Origin of the sequence: Sporosarcina ureae (assembly GCF_002109325.1) — a bacterium.
Classification (GTDB): Bacteria; Bacillota; Bacilli; order Bacillales_A; family Planococcaceae; genus Sporosarcina; species Sporosarcina ureae_C.
On sequence record NZ_CP015348.1, the window covers coordinates 1,962,501 to 1,986,614 of the forward strand.

The following is a 24,114-nucleotide window of genomic DNA, read 5'->3' on the forward strand; positions in this document are numbered from 1 at the left end:
GTTTGAGTAATGGGGGGACGCAGTAGGATAGGGTGAGCACACAGTTGGTTGTGTGTCTAAGCAGTGAGGTGGAGAACGAGGCAAATCCCGTTCTCATATAACACTAGGCTGTGATGGCGAGGAGATTTATCTCCAGAGTCCCTGATTTCACACTGCCAAGAAAAGCCTCTAGCGAGGCGGGAGGTGCCTGTACCGCAAACCGACACAGGTAGGCGAGGAGAGAATCCTAAGGTGATCGAGAGAACTCTCGTTAAGGAACTCGGCAAAATGACCCCGTAACTTCGGGAGAAGGGGTGCTCTGGTAGGGTGAATAGCCCGAGAGAGCCGCAGTGAATAGGCCCAGGCGACTGTTTAGCAAAAACACAGGTCTCTGCAAAATCGTAAGATGACGTATAGGGGCTGACGCCTGCCCGGTGCTGGAAGGTTAAGAGGAGGGGTTAGCGCAAGCGAAGCTCTGAATTGAAGCCCCAGTAAACGGCGGCCGTAACTATAACGGTCCTAAGGTAGCGAAATTCCTTGTCGGGTAAGTTCCGACCCGCACGAAAGGCGTAACGATCTGGGCACTGTCTCAACGAGAGACTCGGTGAAATTATAATATGCGTGAAGATGCGCATTACCCGCGACAGGACGGAAAGACCCCGTGGAGCTTTACTGTAGCCTGATATTGAATTCCGGTGCAGCCTGTACAGGATAGGTAGGAGCCTAGGATTCCGGAGCGCTAGCTTCGGAGGAGGCATTGGTGGGATACTACCCTGGCTGTATTGGACTTCTAACCCTTGCCCGTGATCCGGGCAGGAGACAGTGTCAGGTGGGCAGTTTGACTGGGGCGGTCGCCTCCTAAAGAGTAACGGAGGCGCTCAAAGGTTCCCTCAGAATGGTTGGACATCATTCGTAGAGTGCAAAGGCATAAGGGAGCTTGACTGCGAGACCTACAAGTCGAGCAGGGTCGAAAGACGGACTTAGTGATCCGGTGGTTCCGCATGGAAGGGCCATCGCTCAACGGATAAAAGCTACCCCGGGGATAACAGGCTTATCTCCCCCAAGAGTCCACATCGACGGGGAGGTTTGGCACCTCGATGTCGGCTCGTCGCATCCTGGGGCTGTAGTCGGTCCCAAGGGTTGGGCTGTTCGCCCATTAAAGCGGCACGCGAGCTGGGTTCAGAACGTCGTGAGACAGTTCGGTCCCTATCCGTCGCGGGCGCAGGAAATTTGAGGAGAGCTGTCCTTAGTACGAGAGGACCGGGATGGACATACCGCTGGTGTACCAGTTGTCTTGCCAAAGGCATCGCTGGGTAGCTATGTATGGACGAGATAAATGCTGAAAGCATCTAAGCATGAAGCCCCCTTCAAGATGAGATTTCCCATTACGCAAGTAAGTAAGATCCCTCAAAGATGATGAGGTGGATAGGTCTGGGGTGTAAGTACGGCGACGTATGTAGCTGACAGATACTAATCGATCGAGGACTTAACCTATTTTAAAAAGTAGTTACTTGAACTACGCCAATGTCTTTTATTCAGTTTTGAGTGAACAAGCTTTACTCAAAGAGTCTAGTAATGATGGCGAAGAGGTCACACCCGTTCCCATACCGAACACGGAAGTTAAGCTCTTCAGCGCCGATGGTAGTTGGGGGTTTCCCCCTGTGAGAGTAGGACGTTGCTAGGCACGCGAAGCCATTCCCTTTGGGGAGTGGCTTTTTTGTGCTTTCAGGGAGAATTTAATCGCATTAAAGAGGAGATGATCCCGTTTAGTTATTGCGTTACCTTTTTATCCAGTATAATCAATCTTTCTCCGTGAGCGCTCTATCCGCTGCGTTGACCGCTCTATGGGCGTCGCTGAGTGCTCTATTCCTCGCCGTGGCCGCTCTATCTGCCGTGCTCAACGCTCTATAGCCTCTGAAAACCGCTCATAGCCTTCATTTTCCACTATGATTATCTGTGTCGATCAATTATCTCTATAAGCGCTCTATCTACTGCGTTGACCGCTCTATTGGCATCGCTGAGTGCTCTATTGGCATCGCTGAGTGCTCTATTCCTCGCCGTGACCGCTCTATCCACCGTGCTCACCGCTCTATCATCCCCCACAACCGCTCATAGCCTTCAATATGTAGCTAATTTCCACCAATAATTATGTGTCGATCAATCTTTCACCACAAGCGCTCTATCCGCTGCGTTAACCGCTCTATTGGCGTCGTTGAGTGCTCTATGCGTCGCCGTGACCGCTCTATCAACCACGCTCACCGCTCTATAGCCCTCCACAACTGCTCATTAGTCCCCCATCGCATAAACCTTTTTAAAAAGTAGAATAAAAAAACCCATGTTAGAAAAGCCCATGGATTAAATAATAAATACCTATTAATTTTTGTTTGCTTTGGTTTTACTACTCACACAGAGTAGTAAATATCATCTTCACTCTCGTAGCGCACAGCAATGGACTGTCCATTATCTGATTGGAACTGCAAAGCAGCGATGTCTAGTTGGCCAGTAAGAATAGAAAATGAATGATGATCATGCTGTGTAGGTAGAAGAGAATAGTGGATAATATCATGAATAAGAGAAGACATATCTTCAAATGAAGTAAAAATATAATACTCATTAACCATATAAGCCGGCATATTGCTCATCTCCTTGTAATTAGCCAAAGAACGGATCGACGGAGGGGCCGAAGCGAATAACTTTCAGGCTAGCAGGTACTTTGCAGCCGGCTTCAAAATGAGCCTGAATTATATTATATGCTTCAAATAGAATATTTGTGAATATAAAAATCATTCTACCGTTATTATAAAGTAGAATGATAGAAATTACTATTGAGTATTGTTAATTTATTGAAAAAGGGTAATTAGATTATTTTCTCAAACTAAACATAGTTTGCATGAAGGCCAACAGTGCATTTTTATCTGCGTCAGATAAGTCTATTCCGTTAAAAGATACTTGTCCGCGTAAAATATTCTCAAGAGCAAGATCTTTAGGTTGTCTCTTGTTTTTTGAAGAAGAGATGGCTTGATCTACTGTTTCGTTAGGTAAGTAACCTGCCAATATTAGTAACTCGTTTTTATCCGTCTCTAACGCAGCTGCCAATGCACAAATCGTTTCACGAGAAGGATTGTATCTACCTTTCTCCAGTGAAGCAATGAAAGAGTAGCTCAAGTCAGCGCGATCTGCCAAATAACGTAAAGTCATTTCACGTTGTTCACGTAATTTCCGTAGACGATTTCCAAACTCGTTCAATAATATCCCCACCTTATCTATCTACAGTTTTTAGTAAAAAGTATGCATTACTATTATAGCCTATTTATATAAAGATAAACAGAACAAAGTCAAAAGTCTAATAGGTAAAAAGACTATTTTATTAAAAAAATTACACTATTCAAATAAACCTTCGATAGATCTCGTCTGATGATAGCTTAGATAAATATAGTTAAAGCGGATACAGCACTGTATTTGAATTTTTGCCTATATAGTTATTTTACTTTATTGAGTGGTGAACTTCTATACTCCATATCCCTTAGTTTTTAAATAGTTTACTTTCTATATGTATTTTTAACGAGCCTACAAAGAAACTCATGTATTAAAAATTCATTTTATTACGCGATAGAATTATCTGACAAATGTGTTGACAAAAAGAACAAAAGGGCATAATATGTGTTGTAAGGCTAAACAAAAAGTTTTTTTGCTCTCTTTGTTTAGAAAAACAACACAAAATAATTCTTGATATAGAAAGGGGAGTAGAAGGGGTTCCGATGTATACGGCTACCCACATTATATATTCCACAGTTTACCTTTGCATCTGCTTACGTTTATCTTGTGTAGCATTTTAGCTTTTGTATTAGTTTGCTGGACAGTAATTATAAGGATGATTGTAGTGATAGGCGATAGTAAAAACATACGTAACGAAAAGCAGTAGAACTTTTATGTAGTCAGCGAACAGGTCTGAACTTCTTATTAACACAGGTCGTTCGGAATACTTAGTGTAATCTTTGTACTTTATACTAACAAATTTGACTAAAAATGTGGTGACACAGAAAGTGCAGGTGTTGAGAATGCGTTATGAATCTAAGGAATCTCGCAACAAGAGCAAAATGAAGTCTACCACTCTTCTTTTATTTCTAAGTTCTATATTGGTAGTAGGAGGGTGTTCACCTCTATTTGGAAATAGAGCAAATAATGACTCTAATGCAGTCGCATTAGCCAGTGAAAAGGTAGACCACTATGTCGGTGAGAAAAGTGAGGCTCTTTCTTTTGTATGGACTACTAGAAAGGAGTTATCCCTAACATTTAACGGAATGGCTGATAAAAAGACGATGTTGGAACTTTTGGATGCATTAGAGGAAAACAATATTCCTGCTACATTCTTTTTACCTGGTATTCGGGTAGCAGAAGAGCCTGAAATTGCTAAGTTGATTTTGGAACGTGGTCATGAAATAGAAAACAACACATTGAATCAAATGGAAATTCGGAATATGAGTTATGAACAGCTATATAAAGAAGTGAAACTGAGTAATGAAGTAATTCGAAATGAAACCGGTGTTACACCTCGTTATGTAAGGACTAGATCTGGTGATTACAATGAAGAACTGCAAGCAGTCACTGCACAACTGGGAATGGATGCAGTCATTAATTACACAATCAATCCACGTGAAGGGGATATGCAAGGGGCTAAAACAATTGGAGACTATATTGAAAGATATATAACACGCGGGTCCATCATTTCTATGCATACGGACATCAATCCCGAGGTAGTAGGATCCATTCCATATATCGCAAAAGCTGTAGAAAAAACAGGCTATAAATTGGTCCTGCTAAAAGAACTGGTCGATAGGGGAACTGAACGCAAATCACTGGAGCAAATTACAGGCTATGATCGAATCAAAATCAATCCAAACTATAAAGACATCAAAACCAACATCTTCTACGACGCTCAAACGGAAGAAAAAGTTATTGCACTGACATTCGATGACTGGGCAAGCGACTATACAGTGTCCAAGATTCTAGACATTTTAAAAGAGGAGAAGGTTCCGTCCACGTTCTTCCTGATTGGTAAAGGTGTAGAGAAGAATCCAAACCTAGCACGAGCAATTTATGAACAGGGGCATGAAGTAGCAAGTCACTCATACGGTCATGAAGTTGTAACAGGGATGACCCCTGAAAGGTTACAAGAGGATTTGGTGAAATCCCACAGAGCGATTACCGAAGCTATTCAAGCAAGGCCCACAATGTTATTTCGTCCTGCTACAGGAGAAATAGATGAAGAAACTGCAAAGATTGCTATGGCTACAGGTTATAAAAGTATTGCATTATATGATGTCACACCGTTTGACTGGGACCTGGAAAATGATGCAGATGAAATTGTAAAACGCGTCATCAATAAACGCGGAGATGGAAGCGTCATCGTACTTCACATCTTAGATGGCACACATACGATCGAAGCCCTACCTAAGGTGATTCATACATTACGCGAGGAAGGCTACACATTTAAACATATGTCCGAATTAATGCGAATGAAGAATAACTAATAGATGGAGATGGTATCAATGGCGAATACATTATACGAGCGAATCGCAGATAAACAGGAAAAGATTGCGGTAGTTGGTTTGGGTTACGTAGGACTACCGGTGGCTATCGCATTTTCGGAAGTGGCTGACGTCATAGGTTTCGATGTTAGTGAAAAAAAGATCGATCAATTATTCGCTGGAATTGACGTGACGGGCGATGTAGGAGACGAACGAGTACGCGATACAAGTATGCTATTCACTTCAGATGAAAAAGACTTACAAGATGCAAAGTTTTTCGTTGTCGCCGTTCCCACTCCTATTCAGTCAGGAAATCTCCCAGATTTAAAATTTCTTCAATTGGCCAGCCAAGCTGTGGGCCGAAATATGAAGAAAGGATCGATCGTAGTCTATGAATCAACAGTTTATCCAGGGGTTACAGAGGAAGTATGCATACTCGAACTTGAAGCAGCATCCAACCTGAAGTTTGGAACAGATTTTACGGTTGGCTACTCGCCAGAGCGAATTAATCCGGGTGATCAAGTACATCGTCTTGAAAATATTGTGAAAATCGTCTCGGGTAGTGATAAAAAAACACTGGATACTGTGGCAAGCGTCTATGAAATGATTATTGATGTCGGTGTATACCGTGCGGAATGTATCAAAGTAGCAGAAGCGGCAAAAGTTATTGAAAATGCACAACGGGATATCAACATTGCGTTCATGAATGAACTTTCCATGCTGTTCAATCAAATGAAGATTGACACACAGGCAGTCTTACGGGCGGCGAAAACCAAGTGGAACTTCTTACCGTTCTCACCGGGCTTAGTAGGAGGACATTGTATCGGAATTGACCCCTACTATTTAACATATAAAGCAGAAGATTGCGGTTACCGATCTAGGATATTACTTGCGGGGCGTCATATCAATGATTCCATGGCAATATACATTTCCCAGCAAATCCTTAAAAATCTGGCGCAGCAGAAAGTGAATATGAACGATATTAAAGTAGGCGTACTGGGCCTAACCTTTAAAGAAGATTGTCCCGACTTCCGTAACACGAAAGTACTCGATATTATCAATGAATTAAAAGAGTATGGAATCGAACCTATTGTAGCAGACCCATTAGCAGATCCCCAAGCAGTGAAAGAAGAATGTGGTATTACACTAACGTCAGTTGATGAATTCAAAGACTTGCATGCGGTGATTGTGGCAGTACCTCATGAAACATACAGGGGACTTAGGCTGGAAGATTTCCAGCAAATGTTCAAGTCAGAGACTACGCAGCTATTAGTAGATATAAAAGGTATCTACAATAAAAAGGAGTTTGAAGAGCAAAATATTCGATATTGGAGTCTATAAGAAAGGAGTGGAATTATGGTGAAAGAAAAACTAACGACCAAAACAGTAGTCAGACACACTAGTGAATCGACACTTCTTCCGAACGTTCCAATAGTTCGAAGAGATGAAGAAGGCAACATGGTCGAAACAAATCGCCTGTTGAAAGATTCCTGCTCATGCGACTTCAACGTCATAATGAAAGAAAAAATGTTCGGCACTAAAATGAAAACAAAAGCTATCGAAATATCTAAAACTGAGCTGATTGTGGACTTCGATTCATCTATGAATGCACTGAAAGCCGGTGATGTTGTAAACTTACGCTTTAAAATTCCCGAAGGAACATTGGGCGAAGGGTACGAGTCGACAGTGAGAATCCAAGGAACAGTTAGCTGGCAAGAAGTGAAGATGCCAAATGGTGAAGTAAGCTGGAAAATGGTATTCAGATTTGTTGAATCTTTGGATACGTACTTCCAAAGAACGAAATGGAGATTTATTACGACTATCACTCTTGCCAGTCTACTGCTCGTATCATTCTTCATTGTATTAATGCGTGTTGAAAGTTTAGTCTACTTTAAATTCAATAAATTCATTTACTTCTATAGTCTCATTGCAGCTACCTTCTTGCTGACTCGTTATATATTTGGAGCCTTATATAAAAATGTCCCAATTAACCCAAATTATCGTCCGGGTGTTTCCATTATCATTCCTGTCTTCAATGAAGAGGAATGGATTCATAAAACGATTTACAGCTGTCTAAATCAGAACTATCCTATCGACAAGCTGGAAGTAATCGTTGTAGATGATCAGTCTACAGATCTCACGGTAGAAAATGTTTGGAAAGCGGTAGAAAAGTTGGGACAAGAAGATGAAGTTTACAAAATAAAAGAGCGATTACAAGTATACGTTATGCCGAAAAACGGTGGGAAACGCGAAGCTTTGGTTGATGGTGTAGCAATGGCTAAGCACGACCTCGTAGTATTCGTTGATTCTGATAGTTTTCTAGAACCAAACGCCATTTTGAATTTAGTCCAGCCGTTTCAAGATCCTAAAATGGGTGGCGTTGCTGGTCGAACGGATGTTGAAAATAAATATGCAAACAGTATTACTAAATTACAAGTTGTACGTTATTACATTGCCTTCCGCGTCATGAAGGCAGCTGAATCATACTTTGATTGCGTTACTTGTTTATCGGGTCCGCTTTCTTGTTACAGAAAATCCTTGATTCTCGAACACCAGGAAGATTGGCTCAATCAAACCTTCTTAGGCCAGCCAGCAACATTTGGTGATGATCGCAGTATGACCAACTTTATTTTACAAACACATCGCACAGCATATCAAGATAAAGCAATTTGTTCGACAGTTGTACCTGATAAATTTGGTGTGTTTTTAAAACAACAAATGCGTTGGAAACGTTCGTGGTTACGTGAATCACTACGTGCAGGAACTTTTATTTGGAAAAAGGAAGTATTCATGGCTTTGTTCTTTTATGTAGGACTGATTGTACCGATAGCCGCGCCAGTAGTTGTACTGTACAACTTAGTATATGTACCGCTGTATCACGGTATATTCCCAGCGACATTTTTAATGGGACTATTCCTAATGGCCTTCATGATGAGCGCGGCTTACTTGTTCTTTAAAAGAAGCAGCTTGTGGATCTTCGGATTTGTCTTCGTGTTGATGTATGAAGCAGTTCTTTTGTGGCAGATGCCGGTTGCCTGGGTAACCTTCTGGAAATCTACTTGGGGAACACGTGATACACCACAAGACATCGAAGCACGAGAGAAGAAATTGGGGAAGAAGTTGAAAAAAGATCCTCTAACTATCAAATCATAACTATATGAATTTGTAGACAAGGAGAATGGCGTATGAAACAAAAAAATAATGAAGTATTAGATTATGAAATGAAGAATCGTAGGAAAGTAAGACGTTCGATTTTTCAATTAGCTATCTTACTGATCGTAGTCTTCCTTGTATTCCAAACGTTTGTCGAAATGAATCGTTATGATGCAACAGATAGTAAGGAATGGAAAAACAAGAAAGGCTTTATTGCACTATCCTATCCTGGTGTATCGAGGGATGGTTCAGATTCACTGTTTGCTAAGAAGCAATTGCAACAGCAGCTGCAAGCGTTAACAGACCAAGGATTCGTGACCATCTCTCAACAAGATGTCTTGGACTTCTATAAGAAAAAGAAACCATTACCCGAAAAGGCATTGTTTCTTGCTTTTGAAGATGGCCGTACGGATACGAGTGTATTCGTCAATCCATTGTTGAAGAAATATAACTACAAAGCAACATTACTATCCTTTGCCAATAAATTGAATGAGAAGGATAAACGGTTTTTGCAGCCTTCACATTTGAAGCAGATGCAAAAAAGCGGTTTTTGGGAATTAGGCAGTAATGGCAACCGCTTAACATATATCAATATCTTCAATAAAGCAGGCACATTTCTGAACATACGCAATGATGAGGAAGTACTGAGTAAGGATGAAATCGATTCGTACAATCACTTTTCGATGGACTTTATCCGCGATCAGTACTTGATCCCTAGTGAAAATCGTGTAGAGATGGAGCGACGAATTACAAAGGATTACGAAGAGATGCGTCAAACATATCAAAAACAGTTGGGTTCGACACCGGGTGTCTACATGATCATGCACGCCAATGGGCTCTACAATACGGCAAACAATTTGGTTACCGAAGTAAACGACAAGGAAATTAGAAAGACTTTCGATATGCACTTCAATCAAGAAGGAGACGCGTACAACACAAAGGATAATGAATTATATAATCTTACACGTGTCCAGCCCGTGCCTTCCTGGTCAACCAATCATTTGCTAATGAAAATTCAAAAAGACACCAACCAAAAAGTAGAATTTGTAAAAGGGAATGAAAAACAAGCGAGGCAATGGAAGGAAGTGGAAGGGGCGGCTGAGTTCAACGAGAACACCATTACACTTACATCAAAAGCAAGAAAGCAAGGGAAATTGATATTGACAGAGAGTAATGACAAAGACATTCAATTTACTGGCAAAGTGGGCGGGGATGTTGAAGGTCAACAATCCATTTTCTTACGGCGTAGTGATAATGGTGATGGATATGTGAAAATAGCATTTGAAAATGATCAAATAATTATTGAAGAAAAAGTAGAAGGTCATTTGAATGAATTGCTTGATACCCAGTCAATTGAGATAATCAATCACGCTCAAGCGACTGATAGTGATGAGTCCACTTCAAGAAATGAAAATGAAGTGCAACAAGAAAAACTACCCAACGAAAAGTATATAGAAATGAAGCTTCAAGATAATAAGTTATCCATTTGGATAAATGACAAAAAAGTTATCAATAAGCTAGCTATCAATCCAGATATTCAAGCTGGCAAACTAGCACTTGGTTCTACATGGATAACAGGTGACTTTAATGATCCAATCCATGATGCACACTTCAGTGATATCACAATCACTTCATTAGCAAATAAAGACGTTGCGCAAACTACATTATTCACAAATGAAATACAAAAACCACAGCAAGTCATGTATACGTTTGTCGGTTCTATCAAGTCTGCAATGAACTGGGTTGTTGATAATTTCTAATGACTGGCATGAGCTGAAAAGGCGGAGATTTCAATGCTAACTACTAAAAACATCATATTCATTGTGATTTCCTGCCTCTTTTTCAGTGGATGTCAGGAAAAGAAACAGCAAACTATGGATTTATCAGTTCTAGATGAATTGAAGTTTTCAGCTTGGGTTACAGAATGGCAATGGCAAAGCGGAGTGGAGGATCTACGACAAGTTGAAGGTCTTGATAGAGCACAGGTTTTTGCAGCATATTTCGATGGGGAAGATCACATTTACTTCCGCGATAAAATGGACGATGCCATTGCTGGTATGAAGAAGCTATCAAAAGAACGTAATATCCCGCTGGATTTAACGATTGTGAATGATCTGTTTCTACCCGATGGAACAGTTGTCCACAAAGATTCAGAGTTAATTGGACGATTGATAGAAACGCCTGAAAGTCGTAAACAACATATTGATAATATTTTGGAGTACATCGATACCTATCAATTTGAAGGTCTTGAAATAGACTACGAAAATATAAACGAAGAGGACTTGCCGAATTTGATCCAGTTTTATCAAGAACTGCATGTCGTTCTTGAAGCACAAGGAAAACCATTGCGTATTATATTGGAGCCTAACTTACACGTGGAACAATACAACTTTCCAACAGGACCGGTTTACGTCATGATGGCTTATAACTTACATGGGGGGCATTCCGAGCCGGGCCCAAAAGCGGATGACGAGTTCATCCGTAAAGTAGTGAATAAAATGAATACTCTTCCTGGGCAACCGGTTATCGCCTTATCAGCTGGCGGTTTTAGTTGGCAGCACGGAAATGGGGAAACGAAAACCCTCACAGAGATGGATGCAGAGGGTCTTGCTGAAACAGCGGATGTTGTACCTATGCGAGATCCATCGAGTGGCAGCATGTACTTTGATTACCAAGATGCACATGGTGATACGTTTACTGTTTGGTATGGAGATCAGCAAACCTTGTATCAATGGATGAAGATTTCAGCTGAAGAGGGACAGACGAGGGTTTCTTTATGGCGAATGGGGGGAATGGAAACATCCACATTGGAATTCCTGAATAAAGCCGTCAATTATAAAGCGAAGGCGAGAGGAGAAAACGAGATGTTTGCCAATCATATAAAAGAACTTAGGAAACAAATGAATCTGACGCAGGCAGAGTTGGCCGAGCGAGTGGGGATCGGACGTACAGCCTTATCCAAAATAGAGAACGGTGCGTACTATCCAAGTGCCAAAACAATGAAAAAGATTTCGGATGTACTTAATAAGCCAATTGGGGAAATATTTTTTAATACAGATATATCTTCATGACAAGTGAACAGTATGTACCGTCCATATCCTAGTGTGAGTCGTAAAGCGACCGAGGGGAGAGAAGATTCATGAAAGTACATGGAGCAGATGAAAAAATTAAAATGCCACTAGCAAACGAAGAAATAATCTTCAGAAAAGACATAGAGGTTCCTATTCATATGAGGGTAGTGCGACTTACTATTATTCGTGCACCAAAGGGATACGGAAAGACGATGTTGCTAAGTAAATCACTCTTCGAGACAAAAGACTCAACGGCTTGGCTCACATTGGATGGAATGGATAATGATCCGGTTCGGTTTTGGACGTACGTGATTACCGCACTAGGTGGAATTGGGAAAGCGTTCGATACAGAAAAACTATTGTCATTCGTTAAAACTAGCCCACCTCATTTCATGATCGTCGACATATTGTTGAATGAACTAACTAACATGCATGGTAAAACCGCACTTATTCTAGATGATTATCATATGATCACGAATCCAGTCATCCATAAAATGATGAACAGATTCATCGATTACTTACCACATCACGTAAAGCTGTTCATAGCGAGTCAAAATGAAGTACCACTAACTGTTTCAAAGTGGCGGACAAAAGGTTGGGTATATGAAATTGGTATTCAACAACTACAATTTCAACTGCATGAAATTCGAGAGCTATATAGCAAGCATTCACCTGAAATGAGTCATTCTATATTTTTTTATCAGCAAGTATTACGTATTACAGAAGGTTGGGCTTTAGGGATCCAATTAATCCACTTGGCGGGAATAGAGGATGATCGTCAATGGGAGTCAAAGGACTCTTCCATATTATCACCCGTGGTAGCAAATCACTTACTCTATGAAGTTTTATCGAGCCTCAAGCCTTCGATGCAAGACTTTCTTATACGTACATCCATGTTGAATGAATTAATACCTGAAAAATGTAATCAGGTATTGGGTCGTAGTGATAGTGAAGATAGATTGAAAGATATAGAAAAAAGAGGGCTGTTTATTCATCGGTTAGATAACAGTCATTTGACATACAGATATCATAGTCTATTTTCAACTGCTTTACAAAACGAGATGCATCAACGTTTTTCCAAAGACTCTATCACTGAAATTTATACCAAAGCAGCGTACGTCGAATATGAACAAGGTAATTATGCTCTAGCAATAGAGCTAGCGGTAAAAGGAAAACTCTTCACCGTAGCGGATCATTGGATCGAAGTGAATCTAGTAAACATCGTTTTATCTAAACAAATAGAAATGTTTATGTGGTGGGTTAAGACGCTTCGTAAAAACTCCTTTGAAATTCATGTCGAAACGCTTGCCATATACGCATTCAATCTAGCCATGCAGTTTGAGATGGAAAAGGCAGGATCGATTGTTAGAGAGCTTGATCGTAGACATGAAAAAGATGGTTGGAAAAGTGAGACCGCATTGGAAGATGCATCACTAATTTTAGAGGTCGTAAAAGTCTTTATGTTGTGTACGCAGTGTGGACCGACAGATAAGAGAGTCCTGTATTTACAGCAAAAGATTCACAATCACCCATTTTCAACAGATTCTCGATGGAAACATGTGTCCATCATTTATAACCACTTTGAACCACAGTTGTTACGCACTAGTTTAGGCAACAGAGGTAAACTGTGCTCCATCAAACAATTATCTATATACAATGACACGTTGCGAAGTGATAAATTCCTCGCCCACAATTTAGCCGGGTATAGTTATGGTCTGCAAGCCGAAGTTCTTTATGAAATGAATCTACTGCCCGAATCAGAGCAATATATAGAAAAGGCAATGGAATATACTTACCGTCATGCCGACGCAGGCTTGTCTGTCCCCATGTACATTTTACAAGCGAAGATTTATCTAGACGGTAAACAGTTTATCAAAGCACAAGCCATACTCAACCACGCGATAGAGTCAGCGGTTAATCCCAACTGGCAATGTATTTTAATTACAATGAAAGCACTTGGTTATATTCGGGAAGGGTCTTTAGATCGGGCGGAATTTGAATTGAACAGATCATCAAGTCTAACCTACAAGCAGGCAGAGCCCCGCTTGGAATTCTGGATTCTCGTACGAGCAAGATGGCATATGGAAAAAGGCAATATCCGAAGAGCTCTTTATTATATTGATCAAGTGGCGCAAGAAGCTAAAGAAAATTTTCAATTGACAACTTTAATAGAAGCAAAGGTATTGCGATCAATCTGCATGTGGCAAACCAATAAGAGAAAACTGGCGGTGGAGACACTTCATGAAGCACTCGAATTGGCAGTGAAGTCAGGTTATAAAAGACTATTCATGGATGAAAAAGCATTAAATTCAGTGCTGATCAGTTATATCAAAAGTCGAATGAATTTTGAACGGGCAGAATGGGAGACGGTCCCGCTTGTTTTTGCACAGTCGTTACGCACAGACCATATCACTCGTCCCACAACCACTCATCATAGTAAACCGAAGCTAACTCCGCGAGAGGAAGAGCTGATCAAAGCACTTGCGACAGGTTCAACAAATAAGGAAATAGCTGAACAACTATTCCTTTCAGAGGGAACCGTTAGAGTGTATTTATCGAAGGTGTATAAAAAGCTCAATGTCAGCTCGCGAACTCAAGCTATATTGCAAGTGAAGGATTGGCAGTAGAACTACTATCGACAAAGGGGATGGCTATAATGGTTGTATTAGTAGAATCGAAAATACAAAAGCCTGTTCATTTTGAAAAGTGGATTAGCAGGGAGAGTATGTTCACCGTCCGACATGAGGCGGTACAGTCAAACGTACTATTTATCAGCGCTCCAACGGGTTATGGTAAGACGACATTTTTAACTCGTTGGTCAGAAGAACTTGATGAACATATTGCATGGCTATCAGTCGATGAAAGCGACAATCAAGCACTTCATTTCTTTGGATATATTATCTATACCGTTTATTCAGCGTGTAATTTGCTACCCAAAAAGAAATTACAAAAGAAGTTAGCCAAAGCAGACCGGAATGAACTGGATGCTATGTGGAGCTACTATAAAGAACTAGACAGAGGTAAAGAAAAGCCGATACGATTGATCATCGATGACTTTCATCATATTAATGATCCAGAACTATTGGAAATGATTCAATACTTTGTAGTAAATTTACCGAAATCATTAAAAATTTGCTTCGCCAGTCGCCATCTTCCCCCCTTTACACTCGCACTATGGCAATCCTTATTAACTGTCACTGAAGTTAGAATGCAGCAATTGCGCATTACGGATGATGATATGAAAAGCTACTTGAAACAACACCCTCAACAGCAAGGATCAGTATGGCAAGAGTTTATTCAAACGGAAGGGTGGCCTGCGGGACTTCAAGAGGTTTTACAGTCACAAGGAATATCTCATCAATTGAGGTCTGACAGGCATCGACAATTCACAATGAATGTCCTAACAAATGATTTATGGAGCAATTTTTCAGGCTCCGCACAGCATTTCCTCTTAGTGACATCCATCTTGGACACAATGAATCAACAGATATGTGATGCCTTACTCGAAAGTAAAGAGAGTCTTATTCATTTAAAGAATTTAGAAGAAAAAGGGTTTTTCATAGAAAGTGATTCAGAAATAGATACACAATATCGCTATCATCCACTTTTTGCTGTAGCGCTACGGCAAAACTTGCAGAAAAACCATTCCAAGGAATTTGTATCTGCTTTGCATAGGAAAGCTGCAGGGATATACTTTCGGCAAGGTAATGTTGTGGAAGCCATCACCCATGCCTTAAAGGGGCAAGCGTACCCACTTGCAAGCACTTGGATGATGCATTACGGTGAGGATCTTATAAAAAATAAAAAAACTGCATCTTTTATCTCCTGGTGTAAAGAATTTGAAAAAGTTCATATTCCATTGGCTTTTGATCTTCAACTGCTCTTTGCTTTTGCCCTTCTAGCTGAGCATCAAGTGGATGAAGCAGATCACGTCATGAACCAAATGACGGCGCAAGGGAATCGGAAAGAATGGAATGCTTTTACCGAAAGAAGTCGATCTGCTGCATACGACTATTTCTTAATCAAATCCTATATCACAATCATTCGAATGGGTGGCGTGACAGAAGTAGGACAGTGGCTGCAAAAGGGCTTTGATTTACATGTAGAAAAAAGCTCCAAACTATACGTGCTACCACTTCAATTTAATAAAGTAGAGCCTGTATTATTACGAACACCACTAGGTTCGGCCAAAAAATTAGGCATACAGCAAACTCTACTAGAGATACAATCTTGCCAGACAAATAAACTGTCCATAATAGGTTATTATCATGGTATTCAAGCTGAAACATTGTACGTGACAGGTTCAATAAAAGAAGCTAGACAGCAACAAGTAGAAGCGCTACTTCTAGCACATCATTTCCAAGATCCAGGTCTGTTGATACCTATGTATGTATTGAGTTGTAAATTGCATATAGCGAATGGTGAGATGGAAAAAGCACATGAGACGATCCGAAGCGCTTTACTATATACCGAAGACGGCTATTGGAAAGGGTTTTTATACGCATTCGAAGCATTCCTGCACTTGAAACAAGACCATCTAGAAGATGCAGAAATGGCGCTCTCGATGATACAACGTGACTATGCAGAAGGTATACAGCAACATCCTTTTGTTACGCTTGTAGAAGCAAGACTGCTTTTGAGAAAAGGGCAATGGGAAGAAGCATTGGAGAAAACATTGTGTGTGAAGTTCGAAGCTTTAGAAGAAAGGCAAGTAGTAACATATATTGAGGCTACGATCTTAGAAAGTTCTTGTTACGCGCGTATGGCATACTGGCCCGAAATGGCTCAGTCCTTACAAGATGCAATGGCTTATAGTAAAGAATATGGCTATACGCAGTTATTCGTGGAAGAAGACAATATGGAGGATATGCTAAAAGAATATGTGAAATTACGTAAGCAACAAATTGATAGGGAATGGACGCAGGTTCCACACTTCTACGTAGAACGCTTGATACAGGCCACAAAAGAAAGGAACCCTGTCCTAGAGTTGCTAACACCACGTGAACAGGAAGTGTTCTCACTTCTTGTGCTAGGTGAAACCAATTATAAAATAGCAAAAAACCTAGCTTTGACGGAAGGGAGCGTGCGGATCTATTTAACTTCTATATATGAAAAGCTATGTGTCAATTCTAGGAAGCAAGCCATGTTAAAGGCGTATAAATAATATAGGACGATACAAATGGCGATACTTCTTACATCAGAAGTGTCGCTTTTTGCTATACTGAATGAAAGTAAAGGAGTGTAAAAACACATGAAGTATCGAGATCGCCCACTTGTACAGGCGTTGCAGGATTTTAACGACAAAAACCCCATTTCACTCCATGTACCTGGCCATAAAAATGGGATGTTATCTGATTTGCCAGAGGCTCTGCGTCAAGCACTTGCATATGACGTAACAGAGTTGACAGGACTCGATGATTTGCATGAGCCGACAGAAGCGATTAAACAAGCTGAAGATAAGCTGTCCAATCTTTATGGAAGTGACCGTAGTTTCTTTTTGGTGAACGGTTCGACAGTAGGGAATCTGGCTATGCTGTATGCGACGGTTCAACGGGGTGACTCAGTTATTGTGCAACGCAATGCACATAAATCGATATTTAATGCACTGGAACTAACAGGTGCCAATGCGGTATTTCTTTCCCCAGATTGGCATGAGCAAACACAAACGGCTGGAACGGTATCGTTGAGAAGTATAAGAGAGGCACTCGCGCAGTATCCGAATAGTAAAGCAGCTATTTTAACTACGCCTACGTATTACGGAATGGTAAATAAAGATCTGAAAGCGATTATAGAAATTTGTCACAGCCATAACATACCGGTTTTAGTGGATGAAGCGCACGGTGCGCATTTTATAGCGAGTAAAGAATTTCCAAAGAGCGCACTAGAACTCGGAGCGGATGTTGTCGTTCAGTCTGCTCATAAAACACTACCTGCTATGACGATGGCATCTTTTTTACATGTTCGTTCGCAATTTATAGAGTTGGAACGAGTGGCTCATTACCTACAAATGTTGCAGTCGAGTAGCCCGTCCTATTTATTAATGGCATCTTTAGATGATGCAAGATATTATGCAGAGATGTATGATGAGGATGACTTTGAAAGTTTTCAACTATACAGAAGTAGTTTAATTCGAGGTTTATCTACTATAAATCACGTCGAAGTAGTGGAGACTGACGATGAACTAAAGTTGCTTATACGTGTAATAGGTCATACCGGGTTTATCTTGCAGGAAGCATTGGAACAACAGGGTGTGTATACGGAGTTGACGGACTTATATCAAGTGCTACTAATACTGCCTTTAGTAAAAGCGAAACATGTAGAATCATGTGCTCATATAATCGACAAATTTAGGCGAGCAGTGGATAGTGTAACAGATCGAGAAGATACGTCAGTAGAAATCCATAACTTCTTGCCAATTAGTACTCCGACATCGGTAGTCTATACGGCAAACCAAATTCATACGATGGATACAGAGTGGGTAGATATTGAGAAGGCAACAGGAAAAGTGGCGGCAGATGCCGTTATTCCCTATCCACCAGGCATTCCTCTAGTATGTGCAGGGGAGCGCATTAGTCGCGAGCACGCTGAACAAATGCATAAACTCTTGACGGCTGGCTGTAGATTTCAGGGAGCATTCAATATTGAGAGGAAACAAATAATAGTAGTAGTCGAATAGATGGGGGATAAAAAGATGGCGGGATTATTCATTAGTTTTGAAGGACCAGAAGGAGCTGGAAAGACGACTGTGTTAGAAGAGATTACAGACCGTCTGAGAGCACAAGGACAAGACGTCGTGATGACTCGAGAACCAGGTGGAATTCCTATTGCAGAAAAGATCCGTGAAGTGATCCTAGATTCGAATCACGATACAATGGACAGCAAAACGGAAGCTTTGTTGTACGCAGCCGCGCGTAGACAACATTTGGTGGAGAAAATCATACCAGCACTTGAGCAGGGTAAAATTGTTCTTTGCGATCGTTTCATCGACAGTTCATTGGCTTATCAAGGTTTCGCACGTGAACTTGGTATTGAAAATGTACTGGCGATTAACTTATTTGCGATTGAGCAATATATGCCAGATTGTACAATCTTCTTCGACGTGCCACCTGAAGTAGGACTAGCTCGAATATGGAAGGATAAAGACCGTGAACGAAATCGTCTAGATTTGGAAAAACTGGATTTTCATAAGCAGGTATACAAAGGCTATCAAGAAGTGATGCGACTGGATAGTGAACGGATTCAGGTGGTGGATGCACAACAAACACCAGAACAAGTAGTTGAAAATGTTTGGCGAATTGTAAGTTCTGAAGTCAACATACACAAGGATTCATGATATAATAAAAAGGAAACAAATTTTCACAAGAAATCGGAAAAGGGGAGAGTACATTGAAACTGATTGTAGCAGTGGTACAGGACCAGGATAGTAACCGATTATCTTCTGCATTGACTAAAAGTGATTTTCGGAATACAAAATTAGCCAGTACAGGTGGATTTCTTCGCGCAGGGAATACGACGTTCCTGATGGGTGTGGAAGATGATTTAGTCTCTAAAGCATTGGATTTAATTCGCGATAATTGTCGCTCTCGCGATCAGATGGTGGCACCCGTTTCACCGATGGGTGGTAATGCAGATTCATATATTCCGTATCCCATTGAGGTAGAAGTGGGCGGAGCTACTGTATTTGTCTTGCCAATTGAACAGTTCCACCATTTTTGATATAGAGGTGAATGCTGATGAAAGTCAATGGTGAATTCCGTACAGGTATGGATAAATTACCGCCAGATCCTCTTCGGCATGCACAAGGTAATAACAAATTTGGACAAATGGTAGAAAAACAAGGGGCGCGTCTGCAAGGAGAACAGATCACAAGGTTGTTTGGGGATATCTCAAATGCTGGAGATCGACTCGCTAGGTCGCGAAACTTACGTGATATGGCAAAATACAAGATGCTCATCAAACGCTTTTTGAAAGAAGCGGTAGATTCGGGTATCGAGTTAACACAATCCCATACATGGAACCAATTCGGTGAAGGTCGCCGATTGAAACTTGTTCAAACAATAGATGAAAAACTAATCGCGTTGACGGAGGCACTTTTGGATGAAGAAGAATCATCCATTGATTTACTCGCCAAAATAGGGGAAATCAAAGGTCTTCTAATCAATTTATATACGTGATCCCGTGCTGCACTCACATGTAGCACGGGGTTTTTTGCAACATGTTTACTAACTAAGGAGGAGCTTGCATGTCAGAGAAGTCGCACGACCATGCATTGCAGTCTCAGAAACAAGTCGTTGATAAGTTAACGAGGATTCACGAAAGACAGCGTATCGGACATGCTTATATATTTGACGGTTCGAACGGTGCTGGCAAGGAAGCGATTGCGCAATATTTTACGAAACTACTGTTATGCATGGAGCCGATAGAAAATGTTCCATGTGAAACATGTCACTCGTGTAAACGTATAGAGTCGGGTAATCATCCGAACGTAGTAATGATTAGACCGGACGGACAAGACATTAAAAAGGATCAAATGTCCGAATTAATTATGAAGATGACGAAAAAAGGATATGAAGAAGGACGAAAAGTATATGTGATTGCGAATGCAGAACGAATGAATACCTCGGCGGCTAATACATTACTGAAATTCCTCGAAGAACCAGAAGGTAGCGTTACGGCCATTTTATTAACTGATTCCTATTCGGCCATTTTGCCAACCATTCAATCACGTTGCCAACGTATTTCGCTACAACCAATGAATCGTCAAGATAGCATAGAAAGTCTTGTTGAAAAAGGAGTTACTGCCTCAATGGCAGCGACAGTAACGATGATGACAGCCAATGTCGAAGTAGCTTATGAAATGGCTCAAGAAGATTCCTTTGTACAGAGACGGAAATTAGTGTTAAAATTAGTAGAGGCAATCGAACAGCGATCTCAAGTTGAGTCGTTACTGTTCATTCAGACAGATTGGATGCCTTTCATGAAGGAAAAAAGTGATTGTGAACAAGGGTTGGATTTGCTTCTCTTTGCATACCGTGATATTGTGGCGGTAAAAGCAGGATTGGAGTCCACTATAGCCTATCCCGATCAATTGGAACTCTTCACAGGACATTCTGTCAAAAATACTTATAGCAGTTTAACTGTTAAAATAGATGCCATCTTGCAGGCGAAAAAACGATTGCATCAAAATATGAATCGTACGCTTTTACTAGAACAATTGGTGCTTACTATGCAGGAGGGGTTATTGTTTGTTTAAAGTCGTAGGCGTCCGCTTTAAAAAAGCGGGTAAGTTATATTATTTTGACCCATTGGATATGCCAATTGAAATTGGCGACTATGTCATTGTAGAAACTGCGAGGGGCGTAGAGTACGGTAAAGTAGCCAGTCGAAGTAATGAAATAGATGATGAAGACGTTGTCTTGCCACTGAAGAAGATCATTCGCCTTGCAGATGAGGGTGATCGTGAACGTGTCAAAGAGAATGAGCAAGAAGCAAAACAAGCATTTGATGTCTGTGTTGGAAAGATTACAGAACATCAATTGGATATGCGTTTAGTAGATGTAGAATATACATTTGATCGAAATAAAATCGTCTTTTACTTTACTGCCGAAGGACGTGTCGATTTCCGTAATCTTGTGAAAGATCTAGCTGCGATATTCCGTACGAGAATTGAATTGCGCCAGATTGGTGTGCGGGATGAAGCAAAGATGCTTGGTGGTATTGGTCCATGCGGTAGAATGCTTTGTTGTTCAACGTTTTTAGGTGATTTCGAGCCAGTATCCATCAAGATGGCAAAAGATCAAAACCTATCATTGAACCCATCGAAGATTTCAGGTCTTTGCGGTCGCTTAATGTGCTGTCTGAAGTATGAAAATGATGCGTACGAAGAAGCGAAAGCACTCATGCCAGATCTAGGTAAACAAGTCGTTACGCCAGATGGAGTAGGGAAAGTGGTTGGGCTAAACCTATTGGAGCGTGTGCTTCAAGTGAATATGCCAGTATTTGAACGAGTAGTGGAATATGCGTGGAGTGAGATTGAGGATTTACAGAAGGAAATAGCTCAATTGACGAAATAATGATGAGGTGGAACAGTTGAAAGAAGTGAACTTTCTTGACAGAGTAATGGATTTTGAACAACAGTTGGATTCTATGCAAAAACAATTCAGAGAACTCATTGGTTTTGTAGCAGAGATGACTGAAGAAAACCACTCGCTTCGTCTGGAAAACCATCATCTGCGAACGCGACTCGATGAAATCGATAAGATTACACAAGAAATAGAAGAGGCCGCGCGTGATGAACGTCCAAAGAAGCTAGATGTGGGCGAAGGCGTAGACAATCTGGCACGCTTGTACAATGAAGGTTTTCATGTGTGCAATGTACATTACGGCAGCAGTCGTAAAGGCGAAGATTGTCTATTCTGCCTATCATTTTTAAATAAACAGAACGGTTGAAAGGTCAATTCCTATTTTTAGGTATTGGCTTTTTCTTTTGATTGAAGGAGTGTAGATTGTGAACCTACAAGGCGATGAACGACTAGATTATTTATTGGCAGAGGACTTGCGCATCATTCAGAGTCCTTCTGTTTTTTCCTTTTCCTTAGACGCGGTGCTATTGGCGCGTTTTGCCTACATGCCGATTCGTGGAGGAAAGATTGTGGATTTGTGTACGGGTAATGGTGTAATCCCACTATTCATGAGCGCCCGAACGAAAGGCAAGATTATCGGTATTGAATTGCAAGAGCGTCTAGCAGATATGGCGCAAAGAAGTGTAGTGCTTAACCATTTAGGAGAGCAAATCACGATTAAAAATGGAAATGTTATCGGTATTGCAAAAGACATAGGCTACGAATTGTACGATACAGTTACATGCAATCCACCTTATTTCCCGGCCAATGAAGCAAGTGCTAGAAATAAAAGTGATTATTATACAATTGCTAGACATGAAGTGGAGCTAACGCTCGATCAAGCCGTCAAGTCTGCAAGTGAGTTGTTGAAGCAGGGCGGGAAAGCTGCATTTGTTCATCGTCCTGGTAGGCTTCTCGATATCGTTACATCAATGAGACAGTACCGTTTAGAACCAAAGCGCATTCGTTTTGTTTACCCGAAAGAAGGAAAAGAAGCGAATACACTTTTAATCGAAGCCATTAAGGATGGGAAACCTGATCTGAAAATCCTTCCACCTTTATACGTCTACCGCGAAAATGGAGAGTATACAGAAGAAGTGAGGCAGTTATTGTATGGAGAAGAATGAACACTTTTTCTATGTACTAACATGTAATGATGGATCGTATTATGCGGGGTACACGAATGATTTAGAACGTCGCTTGCGTGTACATAATGAAGGAAAAGGTGCAAAGTATACAAGAGGTCGCTTACCGGTACAATATATTTATAAAGAATCGTTTGAAACACAGCGACAAGCAATGCAAGCGGAATATCAATTTAAGCAATTAACTCGAAAACAAAAAGAGCACTTTCTAAAAAAGGAGCGATCCACATGATTACATCTCAAAAAAGTGCCGAAACTACAGATCTAGGGAAGCTGTTCATTGTAGGCACACCAATCGGCAATCTGGAAGACATGACATTCCGTGCCGTCCGGATCTTACAAGAAGTAGATTATATCGCGGCAGAAGATACACGTAATACAATCAAACTATGTAATCATTTTGAGATTCAAACACAAATGATCAGCTATCACGAACATAATACGCGGGTGGCTGGGGATAAGATTATAGAACTACTTCAAGATGGGAAGGATATTGCTATTGTCAGTGATGCCGGAATGCCATGTATTTCAGATCCAGGCGCAGATCTTGTGGAACTGGCGATTGAACACGGAGTTGCTGTTGTTCCTGTTCCAGGACCGAACGCAGCGGTTACAGCGTTGGTAGCCTCAGGCATTACACCGCAACCATTTCTATTCTATGGGTTTTTATCACGGCAAAAGAAGGAATTGAAGACACAGCTTGAGAAATTGCAAGGCTATGAGGAGACATTGTTGTTTTACGAAGCTCCACATCGTCTAAAACAAACATTACGTGGTTTAGCGGAACAATTTGGTAATGAACGAAAGATTGTTATGGCACGTGAATTGACGAAACGATTTGAAGAGTTGTTGAGAGGGACGCTTGCAGAAGCAGTAGAATGGGCTGAAACGAATGAAGTCAGAGGTGAGTTTTGCTTAGTTGTGGAAGGAAATCAACATGTACAACACACTGTTGCAACTGCCTGGTGGACAGACTTGTCTATGAAGGAGCACGTAGAACATGTAATAGAAGAAAAAGCGATTCGTTCGAAGGATGCTATCAAGGAAGTAGCGGAAGCACGTGAAGTAAGTAAACGGGATGTCTATCAAGCATATCACGTAGAATAAGACAAAAAAA

Annotated in this window: 19 protein-coding genes and 2 rRNA genes (1 of these 21 cut by a window edge); 19 read left to right on the plus strand and 2 right to left on the minus strand. The window is 40.9% G+C overall.

The genetic code is table 11. The features are described from left to right. Both SporoP32a_RS09790 and rrf read left to right on the plus strand, forming a co-directional pair. Nucleotides 1-1,473: ribosomal RNA gene (locus tag SporoP32a_RS09790) — 23S ribosomal RNA — on the plus strand (it extends 1,456 nt beyond the left edge of the window). A gap of 74 nt (nt 1,474-1,547) precedes the next feature. Then, nucleotides 1,548-1,663: ribosomal RNA gene (rrf, locus tag SporoP32a_RS09795) — 5S ribosomal RNA — on the plus strand. A gap of 718 nt (nt 1,664-2,381) precedes the next feature. Here the strand turns inward: rrf and SporoP32a_RS09800 are convergent. After that, nucleotides 2,382-2,612 (minus strand): hypothetical protein, encoded by a 231-nt coding sequence (locus SporoP32a_RS09800; protein ID WP_085427725.1) that lies wholly within the window; start codon nt 2,610-2,612, stop codon nt 2,382-2,384. Nucleotides 2,613-2,841: 229 nt separating this feature from the next. Then, nucleotides 2,842-3,225 (minus strand): helix-turn-helix domain-containing protein, encoded by a 384-nt coding sequence (locus SporoP32a_RS09805; RefSeq protein WP_085427726.1) that lies wholly within the window; start codon nt 3,223-3,225, stop codon nt 2,842-2,844. Between the two features lie 1,055 nt (nt 3,226-4,280). Between SporoP32a_RS09805 and SporoP32a_RS09810 the strand changes: the two genes are divergently transcribed. From SporoP32a_RS09810 to rsmI, 17 genes are all read left to right on the plus strand, one after another. Further along, nucleotides 4,281-5,510, plus strand: coding sequence for a polysaccharide deacetylase family protein (locus SporoP32a_RS09810; protein ID WP_232319507.1), 1,230 nt, complete (start codon nt 4,281-4,283; stop codon nt 5,508-5,510). A gap of 18 nt (nt 5,511-5,528) precedes the next feature. Next, a complete protein-coding gene (locus tag SporoP32a_RS09815) occupies nt 5,529-6,848 on the plus strand; it encodes a nucleotide sugar dehydrogenase (RefSeq protein WP_085427728.1) in 1,320 nt (439 codons plus the stop codon). A 15-nt stretch (nt 6,849-6,863) separates the two neighbouring features. Beyond that, nucleotides 6,864-8,660 (plus strand): glycosyltransferase family 2 protein, encoded by a 1,797-nt coding sequence (locus tag SporoP32a_RS09820; protein ID WP_085427729.1) that lies wholly within the window; start codon nt 6,864-6,866, stop codon nt 8,658-8,660. Nucleotides 8,661-8,692: 32 nt separating this feature from the next. Continuing rightward, a complete protein-coding gene (locus tag SporoP32a_RS09825) occupies nt 8,693-10,420 on the plus strand; it encodes a polysaccharide deacetylase family protein (protein ID WP_085427730.1) in 1,728 nt (575 codons plus the stop codon). Nucleotides 10,421-10,453: 33 nt separating this feature from the next. Further along, a complete protein-coding gene (locus tag SporoP32a_RS09830; RefSeq protein WP_085427731.1) occupies nt 10,454-11,731 on the plus strand; it encodes a helix-turn-helix domain-containing protein in 1,278 nt (425 codons plus the stop codon). Nucleotides 11,732-11,799: 68 nt separating this feature from the next. Beyond that, nucleotides 11,800-14,358, plus strand: a complete 2,559-nt coding sequence (locus SporoP32a_RS09835; RefSeq protein WP_085427732.1) for a winged helix-turn-helix domain-containing protein — start codon at nt 11,800-11,802, stop codon at nt 14,356-14,358. Nucleotides 14,359-14,387: 29 nt separating this feature from the next. Continuing rightward, nucleotides 14,388-16,895: a winged helix-turn-helix domain-containing protein gene (locus tag SporoP32a_RS09840; RefSeq protein WP_198166141.1), complete on the plus strand. Its 2,508-nt coding sequence runs from the start codon at nt 14,388-14,390 to the stop codon at nt 16,893-16,895. A gap of 87 nt (nt 16,896-16,982) precedes the next feature. Then, nucleotides 16,983-18,407: an aminotransferase class I/II-fold pyridoxal phosphate-dependent enzyme gene (locus SporoP32a_RS09845; RefSeq protein ID WP_085427734.1), complete on the plus strand. Its 1,425-nt coding sequence runs from the start codon at nt 16,983-16,985 to the stop codon at nt 18,405-18,407. 15 nt (nt 18,408-18,422) lie between these two features. Next, nucleotides 18,423-19,064 carry a dTMP kinase gene (gene tmk / locus SporoP32a_RS09850; protein ID WP_085427735.1) on the plus strand — a complete coding sequence of 214 codons (642 nt, stop codon included), beginning with the start codon at nt 18,423-18,425 and terminating at the stop codon, nt 19,062-19,064. 53 nt (nt 19,065-19,117) lie between these two features. Next, the gene (locus SporoP32a_RS09855) at nt 19,118-19,447 is read left to right on the plus strand and encodes a cyclic-di-AMP receptor (RefSeq protein WP_029054849.1); all 330 of its coding nucleotides are present in this window, start codon (nt 19,118-19,120) and stop codon (nt 19,445-19,447) included. Between the two features lie 17 nt (nt 19,448-19,464). Continuing rightward, nucleotides 19,465-19,905, plus strand: coding sequence for a YaaR family protein (locus SporoP32a_RS09860; protein WP_085427736.1), 441 nt, complete (start codon nt 19,465-19,467; stop codon nt 19,903-19,905). Between the two features lie 68 nt (nt 19,906-19,973). Next, entirely contained in the window at nt 19,974-20,984 is a 1,011-nt protein-coding gene (gene holB / locus SporoP32a_RS09865; protein WP_085427737.1) for a DNA polymerase III subunit delta', read from the plus strand. Then, entirely contained in the window at nt 20,977-21,804 is an 828-nt protein-coding gene (locus SporoP32a_RS09870; protein WP_085427738.1) for a PSP1 domain-containing protein, read from the plus strand. Before holB ends, SporoP32a_RS09870 begins: the two co-directional genes overlap by 8 nt. Nucleotides 21,805-21,820: 16 nt before the next feature. Then, a complete protein-coding gene (yabA, locus tag SporoP32a_RS09875) occupies nt 21,821-22,180 on the plus strand; it encodes a DNA replication initiation control protein YabA (RefSeq protein WP_085132300.1) in 360 nt (119 codons plus the stop codon). A 55-nt stretch (nt 22,181-22,235) separates the two neighbouring features. Beyond that, nucleotides 22,236-22,979 carry a tRNA1(Val) (adenine(37)-N6)-methyltransferase gene (locus SporoP32a_RS09880; protein WP_085427739.1) on the plus strand — a complete coding sequence of 248 codons (744 nt, stop codon included), beginning with the start codon at nt 22,236-22,238 and terminating at the stop codon, nt 22,977-22,979. After that, a complete protein-coding gene (locus SporoP32a_RS09885; protein ID WP_085427740.1) occupies nt 22,966-23,229 on the plus strand; it encodes a GIY-YIG nuclease family protein in 264 nt (87 codons plus the stop codon). Before SporoP32a_RS09880 ends, SporoP32a_RS09885 begins: the two co-directional genes overlap by 14 nt. Then, the gene (gene rsmI, locus SporoP32a_RS09890; protein WP_085429043.1) at nt 23,229-24,104 is read left to right on the plus strand and encodes a 16S rRNA (cytidine(1402)-2'-O)-methyltransferase; all 876 of its coding nucleotides are present in this window, start codon (nt 23,229-23,231) and stop codon (nt 24,102-24,104) included. Before SporoP32a_RS09885 ends, rsmI begins: the two co-directional genes overlap by 1 nt. Nucleotides 24,105-24,114: the final 10 nt, after the last annotated feature.

Coding starts and splice junctions, on each gene's coding strand:
- SporoP32a_RS09800 (WP_085427725.1), bottom strand. CDS start 2,612: ATGCCGGCTTATATGGTTAATGAGTATTATATTTTTACTTCATTTGAA.
- SporoP32a_RS09810 (WP_232319507.1), top strand. CDS start 4,281: ATGGCTGATAAAAAGACGATGTTGGAACTTTTGGATGCATTAGAGGAA.
- SporoP32a_RS09815 (WP_085427728.1), top strand. CDS start 5,529: ATGGCGAATACATTATACGAGCGAATCGCAGATAAACAGGAAAAGATT.
- SporoP32a_RS09820 (WP_085427729.1), top strand. CDS start 6,864: ATGGTGAAAGAAAAACTAACGACCAAAACAGTAGTCAGACACACTAGT.
- SporoP32a_RS09825 (WP_085427730.1), top strand. CDS start 8,693: ATGAAACAAAAAAATAATGAAGTATTAGATTATGAAATGAAGAATCGT.
- SporoP32a_RS09830 (WP_085427731.1), top strand. CDS start 10,454: ATGCTAACTACTAAAAACATCATATTCATTGTGATTTCCTGCCTCTTT.
- SporoP32a_RS09835 (WP_085427732.1), top strand. CDS start 11,800: ATGAAAGTACATGGAGCAGATGAAAAAATTAAAATGCCACTAGCAAAC.
- SporoP32a_RS09840 (WP_198166141.1), top strand. CDS start 14,388: ATGGTTGTATTAGTAGAATCGAAAATACAAAAGCCTGTTCATTTTGAA.
- SporoP32a_RS09845 (WP_085427734.1), top strand. CDS start 16,983: ATGAAGTATCGAGATCGCCCACTTGTACAGGCGTTGCAGGATTTTAAC.
- tmk (WP_085427735.1), top strand. CDS start 18,423: ATGGCGGGATTATTCATTAGTTTTGAAGGACCAGAAGGAGCTGGAAAG.
- SporoP32a_RS09860 (WP_085427736.1), top strand. CDS start 19,465: ATGAAAGTCAATGGTGAATTCCGTACAGGTATGGATAAATTACCGCCA.
- holB (WP_085427737.1), top strand. CDS start 19,974: ATGTCAGAGAAGTCGCACGACCATGCATTGCAGTCTCAGAAACAAGTC.
- SporoP32a_RS09885 (WP_085427740.1), top strand. CDS start 22,966: ATGGAGAAGAATGAACACTTTTTCTATGTACTAACATGTAATGATGGA.